Annotated in this window: 19 protein-coding genes; 8 read left to right on the plus strand and 11 right to left on the minus strand. The window is 58.1% G+C overall.

Annotation, left to right across the window (positions count from 1 at the left end; genetic code table 11):
* The first annotated feature begins 72 nt into the window (after positions 1 to 72).
* From rraA to ACL0K2_RS22535, 6 genes are all read left to right on the plus strand, one after another.
* Positions 73 to 561: a ribonuclease E activity regulator RraA gene (rraA, locus tag ACL0K2_RS22510; RefSeq protein WP_045161591.1), complete on the plus strand. Its 489-nt coding sequence runs from the start codon at positions 73 to 75 to the stop codon at positions 559 to 561.
* Between the two features lie 102 nt (positions 562 to 663).
* Positions 664 to 1,617: a zinc transporter ZntB gene (locus ACL0K2_RS22515; RefSeq protein WP_413044509.1), complete on the plus strand. Its 954-nt coding sequence runs from the start codon at positions 664 to 666 to the stop codon at positions 1,615 to 1,617.
* 54 nt (positions 1,618 to 1,671) lie between these two features.
* Complete coding sequence (locus tag ACL0K2_RS22520; RefSeq protein ID WP_045161594.1) at positions 1,672 to 1,917, plus strand: hypothetical protein; 246 nt, start codon at positions 1,672 to 1,674, stop codon at positions 1,915 to 1,917.
* Between the two features lie 2 nt (positions 1,918 to 1,919).
* The gene (locus ACL0K2_RS22525; protein WP_239612089.1) at positions 1,920 to 2,750 is read left to right on the plus strand and encodes a mechanosensitive ion channel family protein; all 831 of its coding nucleotides are present in this window, start codon (positions 1,920 to 1,922) and stop codon (positions 2,748 to 2,750) included.
* Between the two features lie 107 nt (positions 2,751 to 2,857).
* Positions 2,858 to 3,424, plus strand: coding sequence for an RNA polymerase sigma factor SigX (gene sigX / locus ACL0K2_RS22530; RefSeq protein WP_045161597.1), 567 nt, complete (start codon positions 2,858 to 2,860; stop codon positions 3,422 to 3,424).
* A 99-nt stretch (positions 3,425 to 3,523) separates the two neighbouring features.
* Positions 3,524 to 4,516 (plus strand): OmpA family protein, encoded by a 993-nt coding sequence (locus ACL0K2_RS22535; RefSeq protein ID WP_045161598.1) that lies wholly within the window; start codon positions 3,524 to 3,526, stop codon positions 4,514 to 4,516.
* A 690-nt stretch (positions 4,517 to 5,206) separates the two neighbouring features.
* Here ACL0K2_RS22535 and ACL0K2_RS22540 read toward each other — a convergent pair.
* The 10 genes from ACL0K2_RS22540 to ACL0K2_RS22585 all read right to left on the minus strand — a co-directional run bounded on the left by ACL0K2_RS22540 (position 5,207) and on the right by ACL0K2_RS22585 (position 16,497).
* Positions 5,207 to 6,802 (minus strand): isocitrate lyase, encoded by a 1,596-nt coding sequence (locus ACL0K2_RS22540; RefSeq protein WP_045161600.1) that lies wholly within the window; start codon positions 6,800 to 6,802, stop codon positions 5,207 to 5,209.
* Between the two features lie 507 nt (positions 6,803 to 7,309).
* On the minus strand, positions 7,310 to 8,116 hold the full coding sequence (locus tag ACL0K2_RS22545; RefSeq protein ID WP_413043441.1) for a secretin N-terminal domain-containing protein: 807 nt from the start codon (positions 8,114 to 8,116) through the stop codon (positions 7,310 to 7,312).
* Positions 8,113 to 8,742, minus strand: coding sequence for a histone acetyltransferase HPA2 (locus ACL0K2_RS22550; RefSeq protein ID WP_413043442.1), 630 nt, complete (start codon positions 8,740 to 8,742; stop codon positions 8,113 to 8,115). Before ACL0K2_RS22550 ends, ACL0K2_RS22545 begins: the two co-directional genes overlap by 4 nt.
* 7 nt (positions 8,743 to 8,749) lie before the next feature.
* Positions 8,750 to 9,175 carry a GNAT family N-acetyltransferase gene (locus tag ACL0K2_RS22555; RefSeq protein WP_045161604.1) on the minus strand — a complete coding sequence of 142 codons (426 nt, stop codon included), beginning with the start codon at positions 9,173 to 9,175 and terminating at the stop codon, positions 8,750 to 8,752.
* Positions 9,168 to 10,334, minus strand: coding sequence for a JmjC domain-containing protein (locus ACL0K2_RS22560; RefSeq protein ID WP_413043443.1), 1,167 nt, complete (start codon positions 10,332 to 10,334; stop codon positions 9,168 to 9,170). The genes ACL0K2_RS22555 and ACL0K2_RS22560 overlap by 8 nt, the downstream gene beginning before the upstream one ends.
* Positions 10,335 to 10,410: 76 nt before the next feature.
* Entirely contained in the window at positions 10,411 to 11,781 is a 1,371-nt protein-coding gene (gene purB / locus ACL0K2_RS22565) for an adenylosuccinate lyase (RefSeq protein ID WP_413043444.1), read from the minus strand.
* A 112-nt stretch (positions 11,782 to 11,893) separates the two neighbouring features.
* Positions 11,894 to 12,517 carry a high frequency lysogenization protein HflD gene (gene hflD / locus ACL0K2_RS22570; RefSeq protein WP_045161608.1) on the minus strand — a complete coding sequence of 208 codons (624 nt, stop codon included), beginning with the start codon at positions 12,515 to 12,517 and terminating at the stop codon, positions 11,894 to 11,896.
* Positions 12,514 to 13,644, minus strand: a complete 1,131-nt coding sequence (gene mnmA / locus ACL0K2_RS22575; RefSeq protein WP_196298643.1) for a tRNA 2-thiouridine(34) synthase MnmA — start codon at positions 13,642 to 13,644, stop codon at positions 12,514 to 12,516. Before mnmA ends, hflD begins: the two co-directional genes overlap by 4 nt.
* A gap of 66 nt (positions 13,645 to 13,710) precedes the next feature.
* The gene (locus tag ACL0K2_RS22580) at positions 13,711 to 14,151 is read right to left on the minus strand and encodes an NUDIX hydrolase (protein WP_239612092.1); all 441 of its coding nucleotides are present in this window, start codon (positions 14,149 to 14,151) and stop codon (positions 13,711 to 13,713) included.
* A 120-nt stretch (positions 14,152 to 14,271) separates the two neighbouring features.
* Positions 14,272 to 16,497, minus strand: coding sequence for an NADP-dependent isocitrate dehydrogenase (locus ACL0K2_RS22585; protein ID WP_045161610.1), 2,226 nt, complete (start codon positions 16,495 to 16,497; stop codon positions 14,272 to 14,274).
* A gap of 368 nt (positions 16,498 to 16,865) precedes the next feature.
* Between ACL0K2_RS22585 and icd the strand changes: the two genes are divergently transcribed.
* Positions 16,866 to 18,122 (plus strand): NADP-dependent isocitrate dehydrogenase, encoded by a 1,257-nt coding sequence (gene icd, locus ACL0K2_RS22590; protein ID WP_045161611.1) that lies wholly within the window; start codon positions 16,866 to 16,868, stop codon positions 18,120 to 18,122.
* Between the two features lie 56 nt (positions 18,123 to 18,178).
* On the opposite strand, the gene cspD is transcribed toward icd, so the two are convergent.
* The gene (gene cspD / locus ACL0K2_RS22595) at positions 18,179 to 18,436 is read right to left on the minus strand and encodes a cold shock domain-containing protein CspD (RefSeq protein ID WP_045161613.1); all 258 of its coding nucleotides are present in this window, start codon (positions 18,434 to 18,436) and stop codon (positions 18,179 to 18,181) included.
* A gap of 213 nt (positions 18,437 to 18,649) precedes the next feature.
* Between cspD and clpS the strand changes: the two genes are divergently transcribed.
* A complete protein-coding gene (clpS, locus tag ACL0K2_RS22600) occupies positions 18,650 to 19,012 on the plus strand; it encodes an ATP-dependent Clp protease adapter ClpS (protein ID WP_045161614.1) in 363 nt (120 codons plus the stop codon).
* The last annotated feature ends 25 nt before the right edge of the window (positions 19,013 to 19,037 follow it).

Consider the following 19,037-nt stretch of genomic DNA (forward strand, 5'->3'; position numbering starts at 1 on the left):
AGGTGTTCATGTCGACCTGGATGGTTGATACCCCTGAGATCTGATGCGATTCCCACTTGAAGGAGATTTACCATGCAATACATCACTCCCGATCTGTGCGACGCCTACCCGGAATTGGTGCAGGTAGTGGAGCCGATCTTCAGCAATTTTGGCGGCCGCGACTCCTTTGGCGGGCAGATCGTGACCATCAAATGCTTCGAGGATAATTCGCTGGTCAAGGAGCAAGTGGACGTCGACGGCACCGGCAAGGTGCTGGTGGTTGATGGCGGTGGCTCGCTACGACGGGCATTGCTGGGCGACATGCTTGCAGAGAAGGCCGCCCGTAACGGCTGGGAAGGGCTGGTGATTTATGGCTGCATTCGAGATGTCGACGTAATCGCCCAGACCGAGCTCGGAGTGCAGGCACTGGCCACCCATCCGATGAAGACGGACAAGCGTGGCATTGGCGACCTCAATGTTCCGGTAACTTTCTGTGGGGTTACGTTCCGTCCAGGTGAATATGTGTATGCCGACAACAACGGCATTATAGTATCGCCAGAGATGCTGAAGATGCCTGGCTGAGCGCCGGCGTCCGTTTACCGAGCCCGGCTATGCCGGGCTTTCGCGATTTGAAGGGGGACGATTTTGTCTGAGGAGATTGGCCATGCAGGCCTTTTGCATGCAATGGTCCTGGACGGACAGGGTGGGGCGCGCCAGGTTGCCTACGCAGACATTCCCTCGCTGCACCTGGCTGATTCCGAAAGCCTGTGGCTTCACTGGGACCGCAGCCAGGCGCAGGCGCAGGCCTGGCTGCGTAAGCAAAGCGGATTAAGCGGGTTCGTCTGCGACGTACTGCTGGAGGAGAACACCCGGCCACGTTTGCTCGCGTTGCCAGGGGACGAGCTATTGCTGTTTCTGCGGGGTGTCAATTTGAACCCCGACGCTGAGCCCGAGGATATGGTCTCGCTGCGAGTATTTGCGGATGCTCGGAGGGTCATCTCGCTGCGCCTGCGCCCGCTGCGCTCCACCGAAGTGGTACTTCAACAGTTGAAGGCCGGTGTCGGGCCGAAAACGTCATCCGAAATCTTGCTCAGCTTGGCTGATGCACTCACCGATCGTGTCGATGACTTGGTCGCGGTGCTGACGGAAAAACTGGACGAGGAAGAGGAGCGAATCGAGGCGGACGAACGTTACACGCCGCCCCAGGACAAGATGTTGTACTTGCGACGCCAGGCTGCGAGCCTTCGTCGCTTCCTGCTGCCACAGCGTGAAATCTATGCACAGCTGACACGTAATCGTTTGCCCTGGTTCGTCGATGACGATACGGATTACTGGAATGAGCTGAACAACCGGCTGATCCGCTATCTCGAGGAGCTGGATTTGGTGCGCGAGCGAGTCAATCTGGTGCTTGAGGCAGAGGAGCGTCGAATGCGCGAGCGAATGAACAGAACCATGTATCTGCTCGGCATAATCACCGGCTTTTTCCTGCCAATGAGTTTTCTTACCGGACTGCTGGGCATCAACGTCGGGGGCATTCCCGGCTCTGAGAACCCATACGGATTTGCGGTGGCATGCACCGTGATCATGGCGGTGGCTGGTTTCCAATGGTGGATCTTTCGCCGGCTGAAATGGGTGTGAATGTGACTACCCACACGGTTAAGCCGTCTAGGTCAGACTGTTAGCGAGGTAAACATGCGCGATCCCTTTGAAGAATCCTTGCGGGACATGCTCAACGCGCAGTCGGCGCGCGATGACGATGCCTGCCTGGACCGCGTACTGAAGACGGCTAACCGTCAGGTTGGCGCAGGCGATCTGTTCGGACTGATGGGCCACTGGCTGCAGGCCGTGCTGATTGCCTTCAGCAGCGGGGCGCCGCACACCTCGGCTGTTACCCGTCGTCGTTCCTCCCCCCATTCTTCTTTCGATAAGGCGGATTGATCATGGAATTAGATCCCTGGGGCCAAAGCTTGCTGGGCGCGCTGAATGCGCTTTGGGAACCCGTGGCGGCGTTCATTCCGCGTTTGTTTGGTGCGTTGTTGGTAGTGGCTGTCGGCTTTATGGTCGCCAAGTTACTAGACACCTTGCTGTCGAAGGTTCTGGCGAAAGTAGGCCTTGATCGATTGGTCGCGGGTACCGGTGTGACCAAGCTGCTCGGGCGTGCCGGGATTCGCGTACCGATATCGGTCCTCATCGGCAAGATCGTTTATTGGTTCGTTCTGTTGGTTTTCCTGGTGTCGGCTGCCGAATCCCTCGGTCTCGCCCGGGTGTCGGCGACGCTCGATATGCTCGCGCTTTATGTGCCCAAGGTATTCGGTGCCGGGCTGATCTTGCTCGTCGGTATCCTGCTGGCTCAATTGGTCAACGGGTTGGTTCGAGGTGCTGCCGAGGGAGTTGGGCTCGAGTACGCCAGCGGGCTGGGGCGGATCGCTCAGGGCTTGGTGATCATCATCATCATCTCGGTTGCAATCGGCCAATTGGAGGTCAAGACCGAGCTGCTCAACTATGTGATCGCGATTGCTTTGATCTCCGTCGGCTTGGCGGTTGCGCTGGCCTTGGGTCTTGGTAGCCGTGAACTGGTCAGTCAGATCCTGGCCGGAATCTATGTGCGCGAGCTGTACGAAGTCGGCCAGCGGGTGCGGCTCGAGGGACTGCAGCTGGAGGGCGTTATCGAAGAGATCGGCACCGCCAAGACCTTACTGCTCACTGACGACGGTGAGCTGGTCTCGATTGCAAATAGAGTGTTGCTGGAACAGCGCGTGGGCAGCCGTTAGGCTCGGTAATCTGTTAAAGTGCGCCGCCCCTTTTCGCGGGCTACCGTGAATGGCGGCCACGACTTTTGCCGGTTCGAAGCGTCTTGACTAAAGCCCATCCGCCCAACATGAGCTATGACCCCCGCCAGCTTTCCGATGAAGAGCTGGTGCAGCGCGCTCATGCCGAGCTGTTCCATATCACGCGCGCGTATGAAGAGCTGATGCGACGATATCAGCGCACGCTATTTAACGTATGTGCGCGTTATTTGGGAAACGACCGGGACGCAGATGACGTTTGTCAAGAAGTGATGTTGAAGGTGTTGTACGGCTTGAAGAACTTTGAAGGCAAATCGAAGTTCAAGACATGGCTATACAGCATTACGTACAACGAATGTATTACGCAGTATCGCAAAGAACGCCGTAAGCGACGGTTACTTGATGCGCTGAGCCTCGATCCGGTCGAGGAGGCTGTCGAGGAAAAGACGCCCAACACCGAGGAAAAGGCGGGGCTAGACAAGTGGCTGGTCCATGTGAATCAGATTGATCGGGAGATACTTGTGCTGCGCTTTGTCGCGGAGCTGGAATTTCAAGAAATCGCCGACATCATGCATATGGGCCTAAGCGCAACGAAGATGCGATACAAGCGTGCACTGGATAAACTGCGGGAAAAATTTTCGGGAATTGCTGAAACTTAATGGCAACAAACTGTCTTAGTGATAGCGAACAGCTTGGGCTTAGAGACAGCCGGTTTCCTTAGATTGTTCTGATACTCACCACCAGATGGGGATTTACGGATGAAACTTAAAAACACCTTGGGCGTTGTAATTGGCTCTATGGTTGCTGCTACTTCTCTTAGCGCGCTCGCCCAGGGCCAGGGCGCTGTAGAGGTGGAAGCATTCGGCAAGCATTACTTCTCAGACAGCTCCCGCGGCTTCGAAGACGAAGGCGAGCTCTATGGCGCTGGCGCCAGCTATTTTCTCACCGATGATGTTTCCTTGGGCCTGTCCTACGGCGAATATCACGACGTCACTTCCGACGAGCCGGTAGCGGGCGGCGGCCACAAGAACATCAAGGGAAGCCTGACTTCTCTTGATGCGGCCTACCACTTCGGCCAGCCAGGCGTAGGTCTGCGTCCTTACGTTTCCGCCGGCATGGCTCACCAGAGCATCGGCCAGGCAGCACGTAGCGGTCGTGACCACAGCACCTTTGCTAACATTGGCGCGGGTCTGAAGTATTACTTCACCGAAAACTTCTTTGCCAAGGCCAGCGTTGACGGCATGCACAACATCGATGCCGGCGACAGCGAGTGGATGGCTGGCGTGGGTGTAGGCCTGAACTTCGGTGGCGGCGCACGGCAGCAGGTTGCACAGGTCGAGCCGACTCCTGAGCCAGCACCGGCTCCAATCGTCGATAACGAGCCAGAGCCGGAACCGGAGCTGGTCCGTGTCGAGCTGGACGTCAAGTTCGACTTCGACAAGGCGCGCGTTCGCGAAGAAAGCTACAGCGACATCAAGAACCTGGCTGACTTCATGCAGCAGTACCCGCAGACCAGCACCACCGTTGAAGGTCACACTGACTCGGTGGGTACTGATCAATACAACCAGCGTCTGTCCGAGCGTCGCGCTCAGGCTGTTCGCGAAGTGCTGGTCAACCAGTACGGCGTAGAAAGCCAGCGTGTTGATTCGGTCGGCTACGGCGAATCCCGCCCGGTTGCTGACAACAGCACCGAAGAAGGCCGTCAGATCAACCGCCGTGTAGAGGCAGAGGTCGAAGCACAGGTTCGTTAATCCGCACCTTGTTTCGCGAGGCTCGCCAGCGGTGCCATTAGGCATCAGAGCCTCTGCTTTTAAGAATCCGATGTCAGGCGACTGGCATCGGATTTTTTTTGCCTTTCCGAAGCCTCTTGTCGAATCGAATAGCGCTAGTGTCTATGCCGAATGCGGATTCACGAACGATATTCGATTTGGACGGCGGACGCGGAGAGCTGTACAGCCACTAGGGCGGGGTCTAGACGATGCCTGCATATGAGAAGAACTGGTAAGGCGCTTAGCGAGGCCATCAGACGCATCCAGAAGGCGCTCGCCAGGGTCTGGCAAAGTGTTGAGTCGTATATGACGGACAAGGGGAGAGGTTAGCCCCATCAGGACTCAAGGCCGACGCGAACACCTAACGAAAAGTTGAGAAATTAGACATACAAAATGTCGATGCCTATGCCACCGGCTTAGCGCTGCGCAGGGTTGACCTGGTTAGCCAGGGCGTGGATGGTGGCGATGTATACCTCGGGAGAGGTGTATTAGACGACGGGCAGGTACGGGCGGGGTTTTACGGATTCGCTCAAAGGGTGAGCGGCAAACAGTCTTAACAATTGATTCTTCTATGAACCGAGATGCTGTTCCGCTAGTGAACAGCATCTCGGACGGATGCCGGGGCATCACTTGCACCACTGGCTCGGGCCGACGCCCGAGCCTGAACAGCTCTTAATGGAACTGGTTCATGGTGTTGTCTTTACCGCTGGCCTTCAGAGCAGCCTCGCCAGCGAAGTACTCCTTGTGGTTGTCGCCGATATCGGAACCAGCCATGTTCTGATGCTTGACGCAGGCGATGCCCTGACGCAGCTCCTGGCGCTGCACACCCTTGACGTAGGCGAGCATGCCCTCTTCGGCGAAGTAACCCTTGGCCAGGTTGTCGGTGGACAGCGCGGCGGTGTGGTAGGTCGGCAGCGTGATCAGGTGATGGAAGATGCCAGCCTGGGCGGAACCGTCGCGCTGGAAGGTGCGGATCATTTCGTCTGCGCGGGTGGCCAGCTCGGTCTCGTCATACTCGACGCTCATTAGCTTGGCGCGGTCGTAGGCGGAAACGTCCTTGCCTTCGGCAACCATGGCATCGAACACTTGCTGACGGAAGTTCAGCGTCCAGTTGAACGACGGGCTGTTGTTATACACCAGCTTGGCATTCGGAATGACTTCGCGGATGCGATCGACCATGGCCTTGATCTGGCCCACGTGCGGCTTCTCGGTTTCGATCCACAGCAGGTCAGCGCCGTTCTGCAGCGAGGTGATGCAGTCCAGGACGCAGCGGTCTTCGCCGGTGCCCTTGCGGAACTGGAACAGGTTGCTTGGCAGGCGCTTCGGACGAAGCAGCTTCCCTTCACGCTTGATGACGACGTCGCCGTTGCCGAGTTCGGCTTCGGTAATTTCTTCGCAGTCGAGGAAAGAGTTGTACAGGTCGCCCAAGTCGCCCGGCTCTTTGGTTACGGCAATTTGCTTGGTCAGGCCTGCACCCAGAGAGTCTGTACGCGCCACGATCACACCGTTGTCGATGCCCAGTTCGAGGAAGGCATAACGAACGGCGGCAATCTTGGCGAGGAAGTCGGCGTGCGGAACGGTAACTTTGCCGTCCTGGTGGCCGCACTGCTTCTCATCGGAAACCTGGTTTTCGATCTGGATGCAGCAGGCACCGGCTTCGATCATGCGCTTGGCCAGCAGGTAGGTGGCTTCAGGGTTACCGAAGCCAGCGTCGATGTCGGCGATGATCGGGACGATGTGAGTTTCGTAGTTGTCGATCTGATTCTGGATCTCGGCAGCCTTGGCCTGGTCGCCGGCTTCGCGAGCAGCGTCCAGAGCGGTGAACAGCAGATCCAGTTCGCGGCTGTCAGCCTGACGCAGGAAGGTGTACAGCTCTTCGATCAGGTCGGAAACGGCGGTCTTCTCGTGCATGGACTGGTCCGGCAGCGGGCCGAACTCGGAACGCAGAGCGGCAACCATCCAACCCGACAGGTAGAGGTAGCGCTTGTTGGTCGTTTTCAGGTGCTTTTTGATGGAGATCAGCTTCTGCTGACCGATGAAGCCATGCCAGCAACCCAGCGACTGGGTATAGACGGACGAATCGGCGTCGTATTCAGCCATGTCTTTGCGCATGATGTCGGCGGTGTACTGGGCAATTTCCAGACCGGTCTTGAAGCGGTTCTGAGCGCGCATACGAGCTACGGATTCAGGGTTGATAGCGCTCCAGCTGCTTCCAGCTACTTCTTTCAGAGCGGCAACGGCCTTGATGTCGTTTTGATAAGCGGACATGGTCAATCCTTCAAAAAATTCGTGTTTGGTTGAGCACCGACTTTCCCACCGAAACCTACGTGCTTACGCTGATCATGCGGGCAACACGCGGCAGAGCGTCGAAATACCGACCGGGACGAGGATTGAACCAAGGAGAGGAGGGTTTGCAGTTACGACCGCAAGAGGAGCCGGCAAGCTTTGGAATGATTCGTGGCATTCCACACGCAGTGGCACAAGGCCTTTGCGTGGCGAGCAGTACTGACGTCTCGAGCTGATGCGTTAATCGCTTCCCCGTCCCTCAGGACGACTCGTTCCAGTCGCAACCTCGTCAGTCCGCCTTGTGGGCAGTACAGTCACGGAACGGCTCTGCTGGTTGGCTGAGCGCGATCCGGAGACCCTTGCCAGGGCCCCTGGTTAGCGGGAGCGGGGCCATAATGCGCTGGCAAAAAAGGTTCGTCAAATGTTTTGTAGTGCTTTTTTTATAGCACTACATATTTGGTGCTGCGCGACAAATGCTTTGGGCTTTGCTTAATCCAGGCTGTCTACTTTGATTCGTAACGAGTGATCTTGGCGACCTTGGGTGGAGTAGCGGCGAAGGGTCCCGCTCTGATTGGAACTGGCGCTTTCGTCGATACCGCCGAGCGAAATCCATTCCCCGAGCCGGCCGCTGACTCGGGTATCTGTTTCCTGAATGTCGATAGCGCCAGGAACGGAAGAGCTCACGCGATCTTGGTGGCTGCTAATGGTTACCTGTACGCGGTCCCCGTGAACCGTGGCGGTGGCATAGAAACCGCGCGTGACGTTGCGGTATTGGGTTTGTTGATAGATCTGGCCGTAACCATCGGTGCCGCTGGTCGTCAGTGGCACGCTTTGGCCGACCTGGATCAGGGCCGGGTACCCCTCGGTTGCCTGGACTTGCTGGACACCGCTGCCTTGGCTGCTGGTGCTGCGGCGGATAATGCGAACCTGATCGCGTCCGTTCTGCTCGCCGCGCCCGGTCTGGATTTCGATGTCACCAGCGCGCGCCGACCCGTCGACGCGGTAACCGCTGTCATCCCCCGTCGCCGAGTTTTGCGTATCGATGCTGATGAGCAATCTTCGTGGCTCGCTGTCCAGCTTAGACAGCACATCACGCAGTTCGCTGATCACCGAGGCGGGCGCGTTGACGATCAGTTGATTGCCATAGGCGTTCACCTTGCCCTGATCGCCGACAACGGACTGAGCGATCGGCAATACATCCTCGGCCATGCGATAGCTCAGCGGGATCACTTCGGTCGCAGCCTGGAGTGTCATGCTGGCCAGTAGCAAGAGCGCGACGAGAAGGCGGCGAGTCATAGCAGAAAGCTCCGTAGGTCGGGATCGGACAGACTATGGTCCCAGGCGGTGTCGAACTCTCGCTGTAGCTGGCGAGTGCGGCCGGGATCGTTATAAAGCGCATAGCCGATCATCTGATCCGGCTCAGGGCGAACCATTGCTCCGCAATCATCCGCGACGAGGAAGGCGCATGTGTGCGCAGGATACTCGGGGTGGCGCTTGCGGATCTGCATGTTACTGCTCAATCGACGTGACAAACCGAGCAGGCGGTGCCCCTGTTTGACGGCGCGCGAGGTGTCCTCGAGCAGCACACGCAGACGATTGCGCGGATGCGCCAGGAGAAAACGTACGCAAGCCTGTTGAATACTGCTGTGGTTGTACAGCGGCGGCTCTAGATCGGGGCTGTAAAGACTCAGGCTGCGGTGTGCCTGCCCGAGCAGTGCGAGCGCGTGCCGGCGGGCATCGTCGAGACATTCGAAGCGCTGAATCGCCATCGTCTCTCTTAGAACGAAAGGCGCGGGCTGCCATTGGTCGGGCGGGTTCTGCGTGGTTGGTGGATTGTCAACCAAGAAGCGACCCGGAGATAGGAACTCGATAGCTGGCAATTCAGGTGCAGCGTCCGAGTGATCCGGGTCATCCGCGCTCATGGCAAGCTCAGCTGCTCTTTCGAAGCATGTCGACGTGGGGTAGTCCCGCTTCAAGGAACTCGTCACTGATGACCTTGAATCCGAGTCGTTCGTAGAACGCTGTGGCATGCACCTGGGCGGTGAGTCGCTGTTCACTGAGTCCGCGGCGCTCGGCTTCTTCGATGACCGCTTTCATCAGCGCGCCTCCGACGTTCATTCCGCGCCAGTCGCGAAGGACTGAGACGCGCCCGATGTGCCCGTCGTTGAGCAATCGTGCGGTACCGATGGGGTAGCCGCTTTCCAGCGCGAGAAAGTGCACCGCCTCGGAATCGTCCGCGTCCCATTCCAGCTCGGGTGGTACCGACTGCTCAGCAATGAATACAGTTTCACGAATCCGCCGCAGATCGGCATTGTCCTGCTGCCAGTCGGCGATGCGAACTTCTATATCACTCATCAGCAAACTCCAGACTTCCCTGTTTGACCAATTGCCATACCAGATTACGCCCGTCCTCGTCGTTCAGCCATTCAGAGAGGTTTTCCGTATGCAGAGCATCCGCTGAGCAGATCAGCTTCAGCAGGTCCTTCAGATGACCGGGCAGCAGGCGGCTTTGGCCGCTGGCGAATAATAGCAAGCCGATGTCGACTTCGCTCCAGGCCAGGCGCGCGCTTAGGTTTCGCACCAGCAGGGCGCCGTCCTCCAGCGCCGAAAATAGCGCCTGCTCTTCGATCTCAGGACCCTGCACGCGTTCCGGATAGCGGGGCTCGGTCATGAACTGACCGAACCAGGTGAGCAGCAGCCGCTCATCACCCATATGCTCGGCAAGCATGGCCCGCAGACGGTCCAGCGCATCGCTCTGGATCTGGTGCGGATCTTCTATCGGGGCCAGATCGGCGTCACTGTAACGCTCTTCATCAGGTAGGAACTGCACAAGAAAGTCGGTGAAATGGGTCAGAACTTCCGCCGCGCTAGGCGCTCGGAAGCCCAGCGAGTAGGTCATGCAGGCATTTTCGGCTATGCCGAAATGCGCCAGCCTCGGTGGCAGATAGAGTATGTCGCCGGGCTCGAGGACCCACTCGTCCGTGCCCTGGAAGTCGGCGAGGATGCGAAGATCCGCGTGTTGCAGCAGAGGGCTGTCACCATCGCACATCTGCCCCAGCCGCCAGCGGCGTTGGCCATGAGCCTGCAGCAAGAACACGTCATAGTTATCGAAATGCGGCCCGACGCCGCCACCCGGCGCCGCAAAGCTGACCATCACATCGTCGATCCGCCAGTTGGGCAAGAAGCGAAAATGCTCGATGAGTTCGGCTACTTCGGGTACCAGCTGATCCACCGCCTGGACCAGAAGCGTCCAATCGCGCTCTGGGAGGTTCTGGTAGGTCTCTTCGTTGAACGGACCGCGACGCAGCTCCCATGGATTCGCGCCGTGCTCGATGACGAGGCGCGACTCGACTTCTTCTTCCAGCGAAAGGCCGGCCAGTTCGTCCGGGGAAACCGGGCTTTCGAACGAAGGAATCGCCTGACGGATCAGGAGCGGTTTTTTTTGCCAGTAATCACGCAGGAACTCGCGGGCGCTGATGCCACCGAGAATTTGCAAAGGGATATCGGATGTCATGCCAGGTACCTTGCTCTGCTACAGAGCTGCAAATAAAAACGCCCGGCACAGCCGGGCGTGCAAATAGGGGATTCGCTCAGATCCGCTTGGCTTGAGCTGCGGCGTTGCCGATGTAGCTCGCAGGGGTCAACTTGCGCAATTCTTCCTTGGCGTCGGCCGGCATATCCAGGCCATCGATGAAAGCTTGCAGCGCCTCGGGACTGATGCCTTTGCCTCGGGTCAGTTCCTTGAGCTTCTCGTAGGGGTTCTCGATGGCGTAGCGGCGCATGACGGTCTGGATCGGTTCGGCCAGTACTTCCCAGCAGGCATCGAGATCTTCGGCGATGCGCGCTTCGTTGAGCTCCAGCTTGCCAATGCCCTTGAGGCTTGCCTCGTAGGCGATGACGCTGTGCGCGAAACCGACGCCCAAGTTGCGGAGCACGGTGGAGTCGGTCAGGTCACGTTGCCAGCGGGAGATCGGCAGCTTGCTCGCCAAGTGCTGCAGCAGCGCGTTGGCGATGCCCAGATTGCCTTCGGAGTTTTCGAAATCGATCGGGTTGACCTTGTGCGGCATGGTCGAAGAGCCGATTTCGCCAGCAATGGTACGCTGCTTGAAATAGCCCAGCGAAATGTAGCCCCAGATGTCGCGGTCGAAATCGATGAGAATGGTGTTGAAGCGCGCAATCGCATCAAACAGCTCAGCGATGTAATCGTGAGGCTCGATCTGGGTGGTATAGGGATTAAATGTCAGGCCCAAATCGCCTTCGATGAATTCGCGGGCGTTAGCCTCCCAGTCGATATCGGGATAGGCCGATAGATGCGCGTTGTAGTTGCCGACGGCGCCGTTGATCTTGCCAAGCAGCGGGACGGCGGCGACCTGCGCGATCTGTCGCTCCAGGCGGTAAACCACGTTGGCCAGCTCTTTGCCGAGGGTTGTTGGCGAGGCGGGTTGGCCGTGCGTACGCGACAGCATGGGGACATCGGCATGGGTGACCGCCAGGGTGCGGATGGCGTCCGCGAGTTGGCGCATCAGCGGCAGCAGAACATCATCGCGGCCTTCACGCAGCATCAGCGCGTGGGAAAGGTTGTTGATGTCTTCACTAGTGCAGGCGAAGTGGATGAATTCGTTGACCTTGGCCAACTCCGGCAGCTGTTTGGCCTGCTCCTTGAGGAGATACTCCACTGCTTTCACGTCGTGATTGGTGGTGCGCTCGAATTCTTTGACCCGCTCGGCATGCTCGAGCTGAAAGCTCTCGGCCAACTGGTCGAGGAGGGCGTTGGCCTCGTCGGAAAAGGGCGCGACCTCCGGTATCCCGGCATGTGAGGCCAGACGCTGCAACCAGCGGACTTCAACCTGAACGCGGCAGCGAATAAGACCGAACTCGCTGAAAATGGGGCGCAGGGCGCTGGTTTTGCCGGCGTAGCGGCCATCGACAGGGGAAACCGCGGTGAGCGAGGAAAGCTGCATAGAAGGCATTCTCGGACAGTCGAGCAACGAAAAGAGGGCGCAGATTATACATGAATGCGGAGGAATGACTGCCGCCGTGGCTAGAACGGTTGTCGCGTCGGGCGGCCGCCGCTTATTCCGGTCGGAGCATCGGATACAGCGTGTCGAGCAACTTGCGCCGGCTGAAAACCATTTGCCAACGGTGCCCGCCGAGCTGCCGCCAGAGACGCGCGGAGCGAATCCCGGCTAACAGCAGGGCGCGGATCTTGGCGGCATTATCGCTTTGTTGAAGGTGGCGCATATCACCTTGCACCTGGATGCGTTGGCGGAAGGTACTGAGCGTGTCCTGATACAGACCACCAAAGGAGGCGATCACGTTTTCGTGGGTCAGCCCGAAATGGTCGACTTGCTGCTGTATCTGATCCAGGCGGTTGCCGATCACTTGTAACAGGTCCTTGCGCTTGTCCAGTTGACGCTCCAGGCCGATCATCGCCAAGGCGTAGCGCAATGGCTCGCGTTGCAGGCTGCTGGTGTCGCGCTCCAGGGCTCCGACAAGGGCTCGATAGCCGTCGCGCAGATTAAGGTCGTCGCCGCCGTAGATCTCCAGCGCAGGTTTATCCTCGCGAACCAGAAGGCTCCCCAGCATGCTGCCCAGCGCGGCGTTTGGTATTTGCCCTGTGCGGGCAATCCGGTCGACCAGCGCGGCTGCTTCGAAGACTGCGCTGAGCGCTATCAGCTGTTCTTGCAACGGCGTCATGGACGAACTCCTGCGAACCAGGGCTCGGCCTTTTCGATCACTCCGCCGCCGAGACAGACGTCGCCGTCGTAGAACACTACGGACTGCCCAGGGGTGACGGCGCGTTGGGGTTCGTCGAACACGGCCCGATAGCCGTTGGCGGTCTGCTCCAGTGTGCAGGCTTGATCAGCTTGCCGATAACGAACCTTGGCGGTGAGCCGCAAGGGAGCCGACAGTTCGATCGGATTGACCCAGTAAATCTCCGAGCAAAGCAGGGCGCGCGAGAACAGCCAGGGATGGTCGTTGCCCTGTCCGACCACCAGCACGTTGCGCTCGAGATCCTTGCTCAATACGTACCAGGGCTCGTCGCCCGCATCCTTGAGGCCACCAATGCCCAGGCCCTGACGCTGGCCGATAGTGTGGTACATGAGGCCGTAGTGACGGCCGATCACTTCGCCGTCGATCGTCTCGATGTCGCCTGGCTGAGCCGGTAGATATTGCTTGAGGAAATCGCTGAAACGCCGTTCACCAATGAAGCAAATACCGGTTGAGTCTTTCTTTTTTGCGGTCGCCAGGCCGTGCTTTTCGGCAAGGGCCCGGACGGCTGGCTTTTCCAGTTCACCCACTGGAAACAGCGTCTTACTCAGTTGGTCGCCGCCGACGGCATGCAGGAAGTAGCTTTGGTCCTTGTTCGGATCGAGCCCCTTGAGCAGCTCGCTGCGCCCAGCAATGTCACGGCGACGCACGTAATGCCCGGTCGCAATCATGTCGGCACCGAGCGCCAGGGCATAGTCGAGGAACGCCTTGAACTTGATTTCGCGATTGCAAAGGATGTCCGGGTTCGGAGTTCGTCCCGCTTTATATTCGGCCAGGAAGTGCTCGAACACGTTGTCCCAGTATTCAGCTGCAAAATTCGCGGTATGTAGCTTGATGCCGATCCGGTCGCAGACGGCCTGAGCGTCAGCCAGATCTTCCCGTGCGGTGCAGTATTCGGTGCCGTCATCTTCTTCCCAGTTCTTCATGAACAGGCCTTCGACCTGATATCCCTGCTCGAGGAGAAGCAGGGCGGAAACCGAGGAGTCGACGCCACCGGACATACCGACTATGACGCGTAGGTGTTCAGGAGCAACGGACGTTGAATCAGACATAAAGACTCAGGGCTGACTGCAAAGGAGCAATTCTAACAGGCTGGCCCAGCCAGCGGTTAAGGCGGATCAGTCGCGGATTACGGCAAGGTCGTAAACCAGTCCCGCTAGATAGTCGTCGATGCAGCGCAGGATCAACTCGCTGCGCCAACGCTCCGGTTGCGCTGCCAATTCGTCACGTGTCATCCAGGGCGCGCCGACGATACCGCTGTCGAGCGGGCGCTGTGGATGATGTCGAACCGGGTTGGCCGAGAAGCAGACGCGCTGATAGGTCACGCCATTGCTTGGCGCGGTATAGAGATAGATGCCAACGACACCGCTCAGCTCGACGTCCCATCCCGTTTCCTCGAGCGTTTCGCGCACAGCGGCCTGGCGCAGTGTCTCGTTGGGTTCGAGATGACCCGCCGGTTGATTCAGTACCAACCGGCCGCCTTTGGATTCTTCGACCATGAGGAAGCGGCCGTCTGTTTCCACTATCGTTGCCACGGTGATATGGGGGTGCCAGGTCATGTCCGGTGAGTCCTTCGCGTAAAAAAGCTGATGGTAGCGACCCGTGCGCAGCATAAAAACGAAAAACCCCGGCACCAGGCCGGGGTTCCGATACAGCGGCGCCATCTAGCGCCAGGCGACTCAGGCCAGCGCGGCGAGCGCGGCGTTGAAGGTCGCGCTAGGACGCATGACCTGGCTGGTCAGCTCCGGGTTGGATCGGTAGTAGCCACCGATGTCCACCGGCTTGCCCTGGACGGCGGCCAACTCGGCGATAATCGCTTCTTCGTTTTCGCTCAGCTGCTTGGCCAGCGGTGCGAAGTGCGCTTGCAGTTCCAGATCTTCGGTCTGTGCGGCCAGCTCCTGAGCCCAATACAGCGCCAGATAGAAATGGCTGCCGCGATTGTCCAGCTCGCCAGTGCGGCGCGATGGGGACTTGTTGTTATCGAGCAGCTTGCCGGTGGCGGCGTCCAGTGTCTTGCCGAGTAGCTTGGCTTTGACGTTGTCGGTCTTGATTCCGGTTTCTTCCAGCGATACCGCCAGCGCCAGGAACTCACCGAGTGAATCCCAGCGCAGGTGGTTTTCTTCGATCAGCTGCTGCACGTGCTTAGGTGCCGAGCCGCCGGCGCCCGTTTCGTACATGCCGCCGCCGGCCATCAGCGGGACGATCGAGAGCATCTTCGCCGAGGTGCCCAGCTCCATGATCGGGAACAGGTCAGTGAGGTAGTCGCGTAATACGTTGCCGGTCACCGAGATGGTGTCCTGGCCGCGGATCAGGCGCTCCATGCTCACGCGAATGGCTTCGTTGTAGCCCATCATGCGGATATCAAGACCCGTCAGATCGTGCTCCTGGAGATAGACTTCGACCTTCTTCTGGAGCTCGCGGTCATGGGCGCGTTCCGGATCCAACCAAAATATTGCTGGGGTGTTCGACTGGCGGGCGCGGGTCACGGCCAGTTTGACCCAGTCACGAATAGGCGCGTCCTTGGTCTGGCAAGCGCGCCAGATATCACCTTTTTCCACCTCGTGTTGCATCAGGACTGTACCGTCCGCCAGCACGACGCGCATGGTGCCGTCGGCCGTCATCTCGAATGTCTTGTCGTGCGAGCCGTACTCTTCAGCTTTCTGCGCCATCAGGCCGACGTTCGGGACGCTACCCATCGTGGTCGGGTCGAACGCGCCGTTGGTTTTGCAGAAATTGATCATCTCCTGGTAGATGCGGGCGTAGGTGCTTTCCGGCATCACGGCTTTGGTGTCCTTGAGCTTGCCGTCCTTGCCCCACATTTGTCCGGAGCTGCGAATCATCGCCGGCATGGACGCATCGACGATTACGTCGCTCGGGATGTGCAGGTTGGTGATGCCTTTGACGGAGTCGACCATCGCCATTTCCGGGCGTCCTGCATAGCACGCGTGGATGTCATGCAGGATCTCTTCCTGCTGGGAATCAGGGAGAGACTTGATCTTGTCGTAGACGCTGCTCAAACCATTGTTCGGATTGACCCCCAGTTCCTTGAACAGCTCGCCGTACTTGTCGAACACGTCCTTGTAATAGACGCTCACGGCATGGCCGAACACGATTGGGTGGGAGATCTTCATCATCGTGGCCTTGACATGCAGCGACCACATCACGCCGGTTTCCTTGCAGTCCTGCAAGGTGTCTTCGAAGAATGCACGCAGTTTCTGGCAGCTCATGAACATGCCATCGAGAACTTCGCCTTGCTGCAGAGTGAGTTGCTTCTTGAGCTCCACTCCGCCGTCTTTGCCAACAAATTCGATGCGCACATCACCAGCGCTAGCCATGGTGATGGATTGCTCGCTGGAGAAGAAATCGCCGCCACGCATGTAGTCGGCATGCGACTGCGAAGCCTTGCTCCACTTGCCCATCGAGTGTGGATGCTTGCGGGCGAACGCCTTTACTGCTGCGGGCGCGCGGCGGTCGGAGTTGCCTTCGCGCAGTACCGGGTTCACCGCGCTACCGAGAACCTTGCTGTAACGTGAACGAGCGTCTTTCTCCGCTTCGGTCTGTGGATCTTCCGGGAAGTTGGGGATGTTGTAGCCGAGCGCCTGAAGTTCGGTAATGGCTGCCTTGAGCTGAGGAACGGAAGCGCTGATGTTCGGAAGCTTGACGATATTGGCGTCGGGCTGGTTGGTCAGCTCTGCGAGCTCGGCCAGGTCGTCAGCGACCGCCTTGTCTGCGTCCAACTGGTCGGCAAAGCTTGCAAGAATGCGCCCTGCAAGAGAGATGTCACGTGTTTCGACGGAGATGCCGGCGGAGGCGGCGAAGGCTTCTACAATAGGCAGAAGCGAGTAGGTGGCTAGCGCCGGGGCTTCGTCGGTGAAGGTATAGATAATCTTCGAGCGGGTGGACATGTAGAGTTGACTCTCTCTTGCTGAGCGTGCACAGAATCCAGAAATGCGCAGGTAAGCGCTCTGGCTACAGTTTGTCGAGCCAGTTTCGAGATTCGCCGCGATGATGTTGGATGCAGCACCACTAGAGTGTTGAGCGTTTGATCCGTCCGGCTGCGGTTGGCAGCTGGCGGTTTCAGGAGCAAGGATCTCGTTGGAGATCGGTTGGCCCCTCATGACTCGTTAGTCACCTAAGCAGTATATCACCGCGACCCGTTGTCAAAGAATGCCCAAGCCATAAGACGAATGAACATCTAGTTTCGGCCGATTCAGCTGGGTTACTCTTCGGAGATGACCACTGTTTAATGTTTAACCACAAAACGGAGTCCAGCATGGGATACCAAAAGATCCAGGTGCCTGCCAGCGGTGACAAAATCACCGTCAATGCCGATAACACCCTGAACGTTCCCAACAACCCCATCATTCCTTATATCGAGGGTGACGGGATCGGGGTCGATATCAGTCCGGTGATGATCAAGGTTGTCGACGCGGCCGTTGAAAAGGCCTACGGAGGCGAGCGCAAGATCGCCTGGATGGAAATCTATGCGGGCGAGAAGGCGACCCAGGTCTACGATCAGGACACATGGCTGCCGAAAGAAACCCTGGACGTCGTTCGTGATTACGTGGTGTCAATCAAGGGGCCGCTGACTACACCGGTCGGTGGTGGGATCCGCTCGTTGAACGTTGCTCTGCGTCAGGAGCTGGATCTCTACGTCTGCCAGCGCCCAGTTCGCTGGTTCACCGGTGTGCCTAGTCCAGTGAAAAAGCCTGCCGATGTGGACATGGTCATATTCCGGGAGAACTCGGAAGACATTTACGCGGGTGTCGAGTGGAAGGCCGGTTCACCGGAAGCGGAAAAAGTCATCAAATTCCTTACCGAGGAAATGGGTGTCAAGAAGATCCGTTTCACTGAGAACTGCGGCATTGGCATCAAGCCGGTTTCGCTTGAGGGCACCAAGCGTCTGGTTCGCAAGGCCCTGCAATATGCAGTGGATAACGATCGCAGCTCTGTGACGTTGGTGCACAAAGGCAACATCATGAAGTTCACCGAGGGTGCCTTCAAGGAGTGGGGCTACGAGGTGGCTCGCGATGAGTTCGGCGCCGAGTTGCTGGACGGCGGCCCTTGGATGCAGTTCAAGAACCCGAACACCGGTAAGAATATCGTCGTCAAGGACGCCATTGCTGATGCCATGTTGCAGCAGATCCTGCTGCGTCCGGCTGAGTATGACGTCATCGCTACGCTGAATCTGAATGGTGATTACCTGTCCGATGCGCTCGCGGCAGAAGTCGGTGGTATCGGTATTGCTCCGGGCGCCAATCTATCCGACACCGTGGCCATGTTCGAAGCCACCCACGGCACTGCCCCGAAATACGCCGGGCAGGACAAGGTCAATCCGGGCTCTCTCATCCTCTCCGCCGAGATGATGCTGCGCCACATGGGTTGGTTGGAAGCAGCGGATCTGATCATCAAATCGACCGAAAGCGCAATCGCTGCCAAGACAGTGACCTATGATTTCGAGCGTCTGATGGACGGCGCGAAGCTGATGTCCTGCTCGGAATTTGGCGACGCAATGATTTCCCACATGTAATTCGTGGGAGCAACACAAAAAGGCCGATCATCGATCGGCCTTTTTGCTGCCTGGAATCAGGCGTCTACGGTAGCGCTCTGTGAGACAGGCGCCACTGTTTCCACAGCGCTTTGCAGCGATTGAATATTGGTTGCGTGCAGGCCCTTGGGACCTTGCAGAATATCAAACATGACCGCTTGCCCAGCTTTCAGAGTTCTGTACCCTTCCATCTGAATGGCAGAGTAGTGGGCGAACAGGTCCTCATCGCCGCCGTCTGCTACGATAAATCCATAGCCCTTGGCGTTGTTGAACCACTTGACCTTACCGCTTAGCATGCTGTTATCCCTCTGCAAAGGAGTCCATCACTGGAGTAACATCCATTTCATTCCGCGCTGATGCAGCTCATGGCCCACACGCGCAGCCCGTTGCCGTTGTGGCACATACTGTTTGTATCATCGTTTTGCCGATAGTCAAGGCGACTCGTCAGGTGGCTGTGAAGCCCTTCCAATTACCCGGCCTCGGCGCCCCGATCTAGAACTGTTATACGCATGCGTGCATCTCCAAAGATTCGACTAATATTCAATCAGGATCGCCCCAAGCCCTTGGACGACGACTCTTCCGGCTTGGCAGTCGAAGAAGCCAAGCCGCAACTGAAGGCACCACCGATGTTCAAAGTTGTCATGTTTAATGATGACTACACGCCGATGGATTTCGTCGTGGAGGTGCTTGAGGGAATTTTCAATCACAATCGGGAGCTCGCCACCAAGATTATGCTGGCGGTTCATACCGAAGGGCGGGCCGTCTGTGGCGTCTATACACGGGACGTTGCGGAAACCAAAGCGATGCAGGTCAATCAATATGCAAGGGAATGCCAGCACCCGTTGCTTTGTGAGATCGAGAAGGACGGTTAAACCCGACTGCTGGGTAAGAGGTGAA

The organism is Pseudomonas sp. YJ42 (assembly GCF_047225135.1).
GTDB classification, from domain to species: domain Bacteria; phylum Pseudomonadota; class Gammaproteobacteria; order Pseudomonadales; family Pseudomonadaceae; genus Stutzerimonas; species Stutzerimonas stutzeri_E.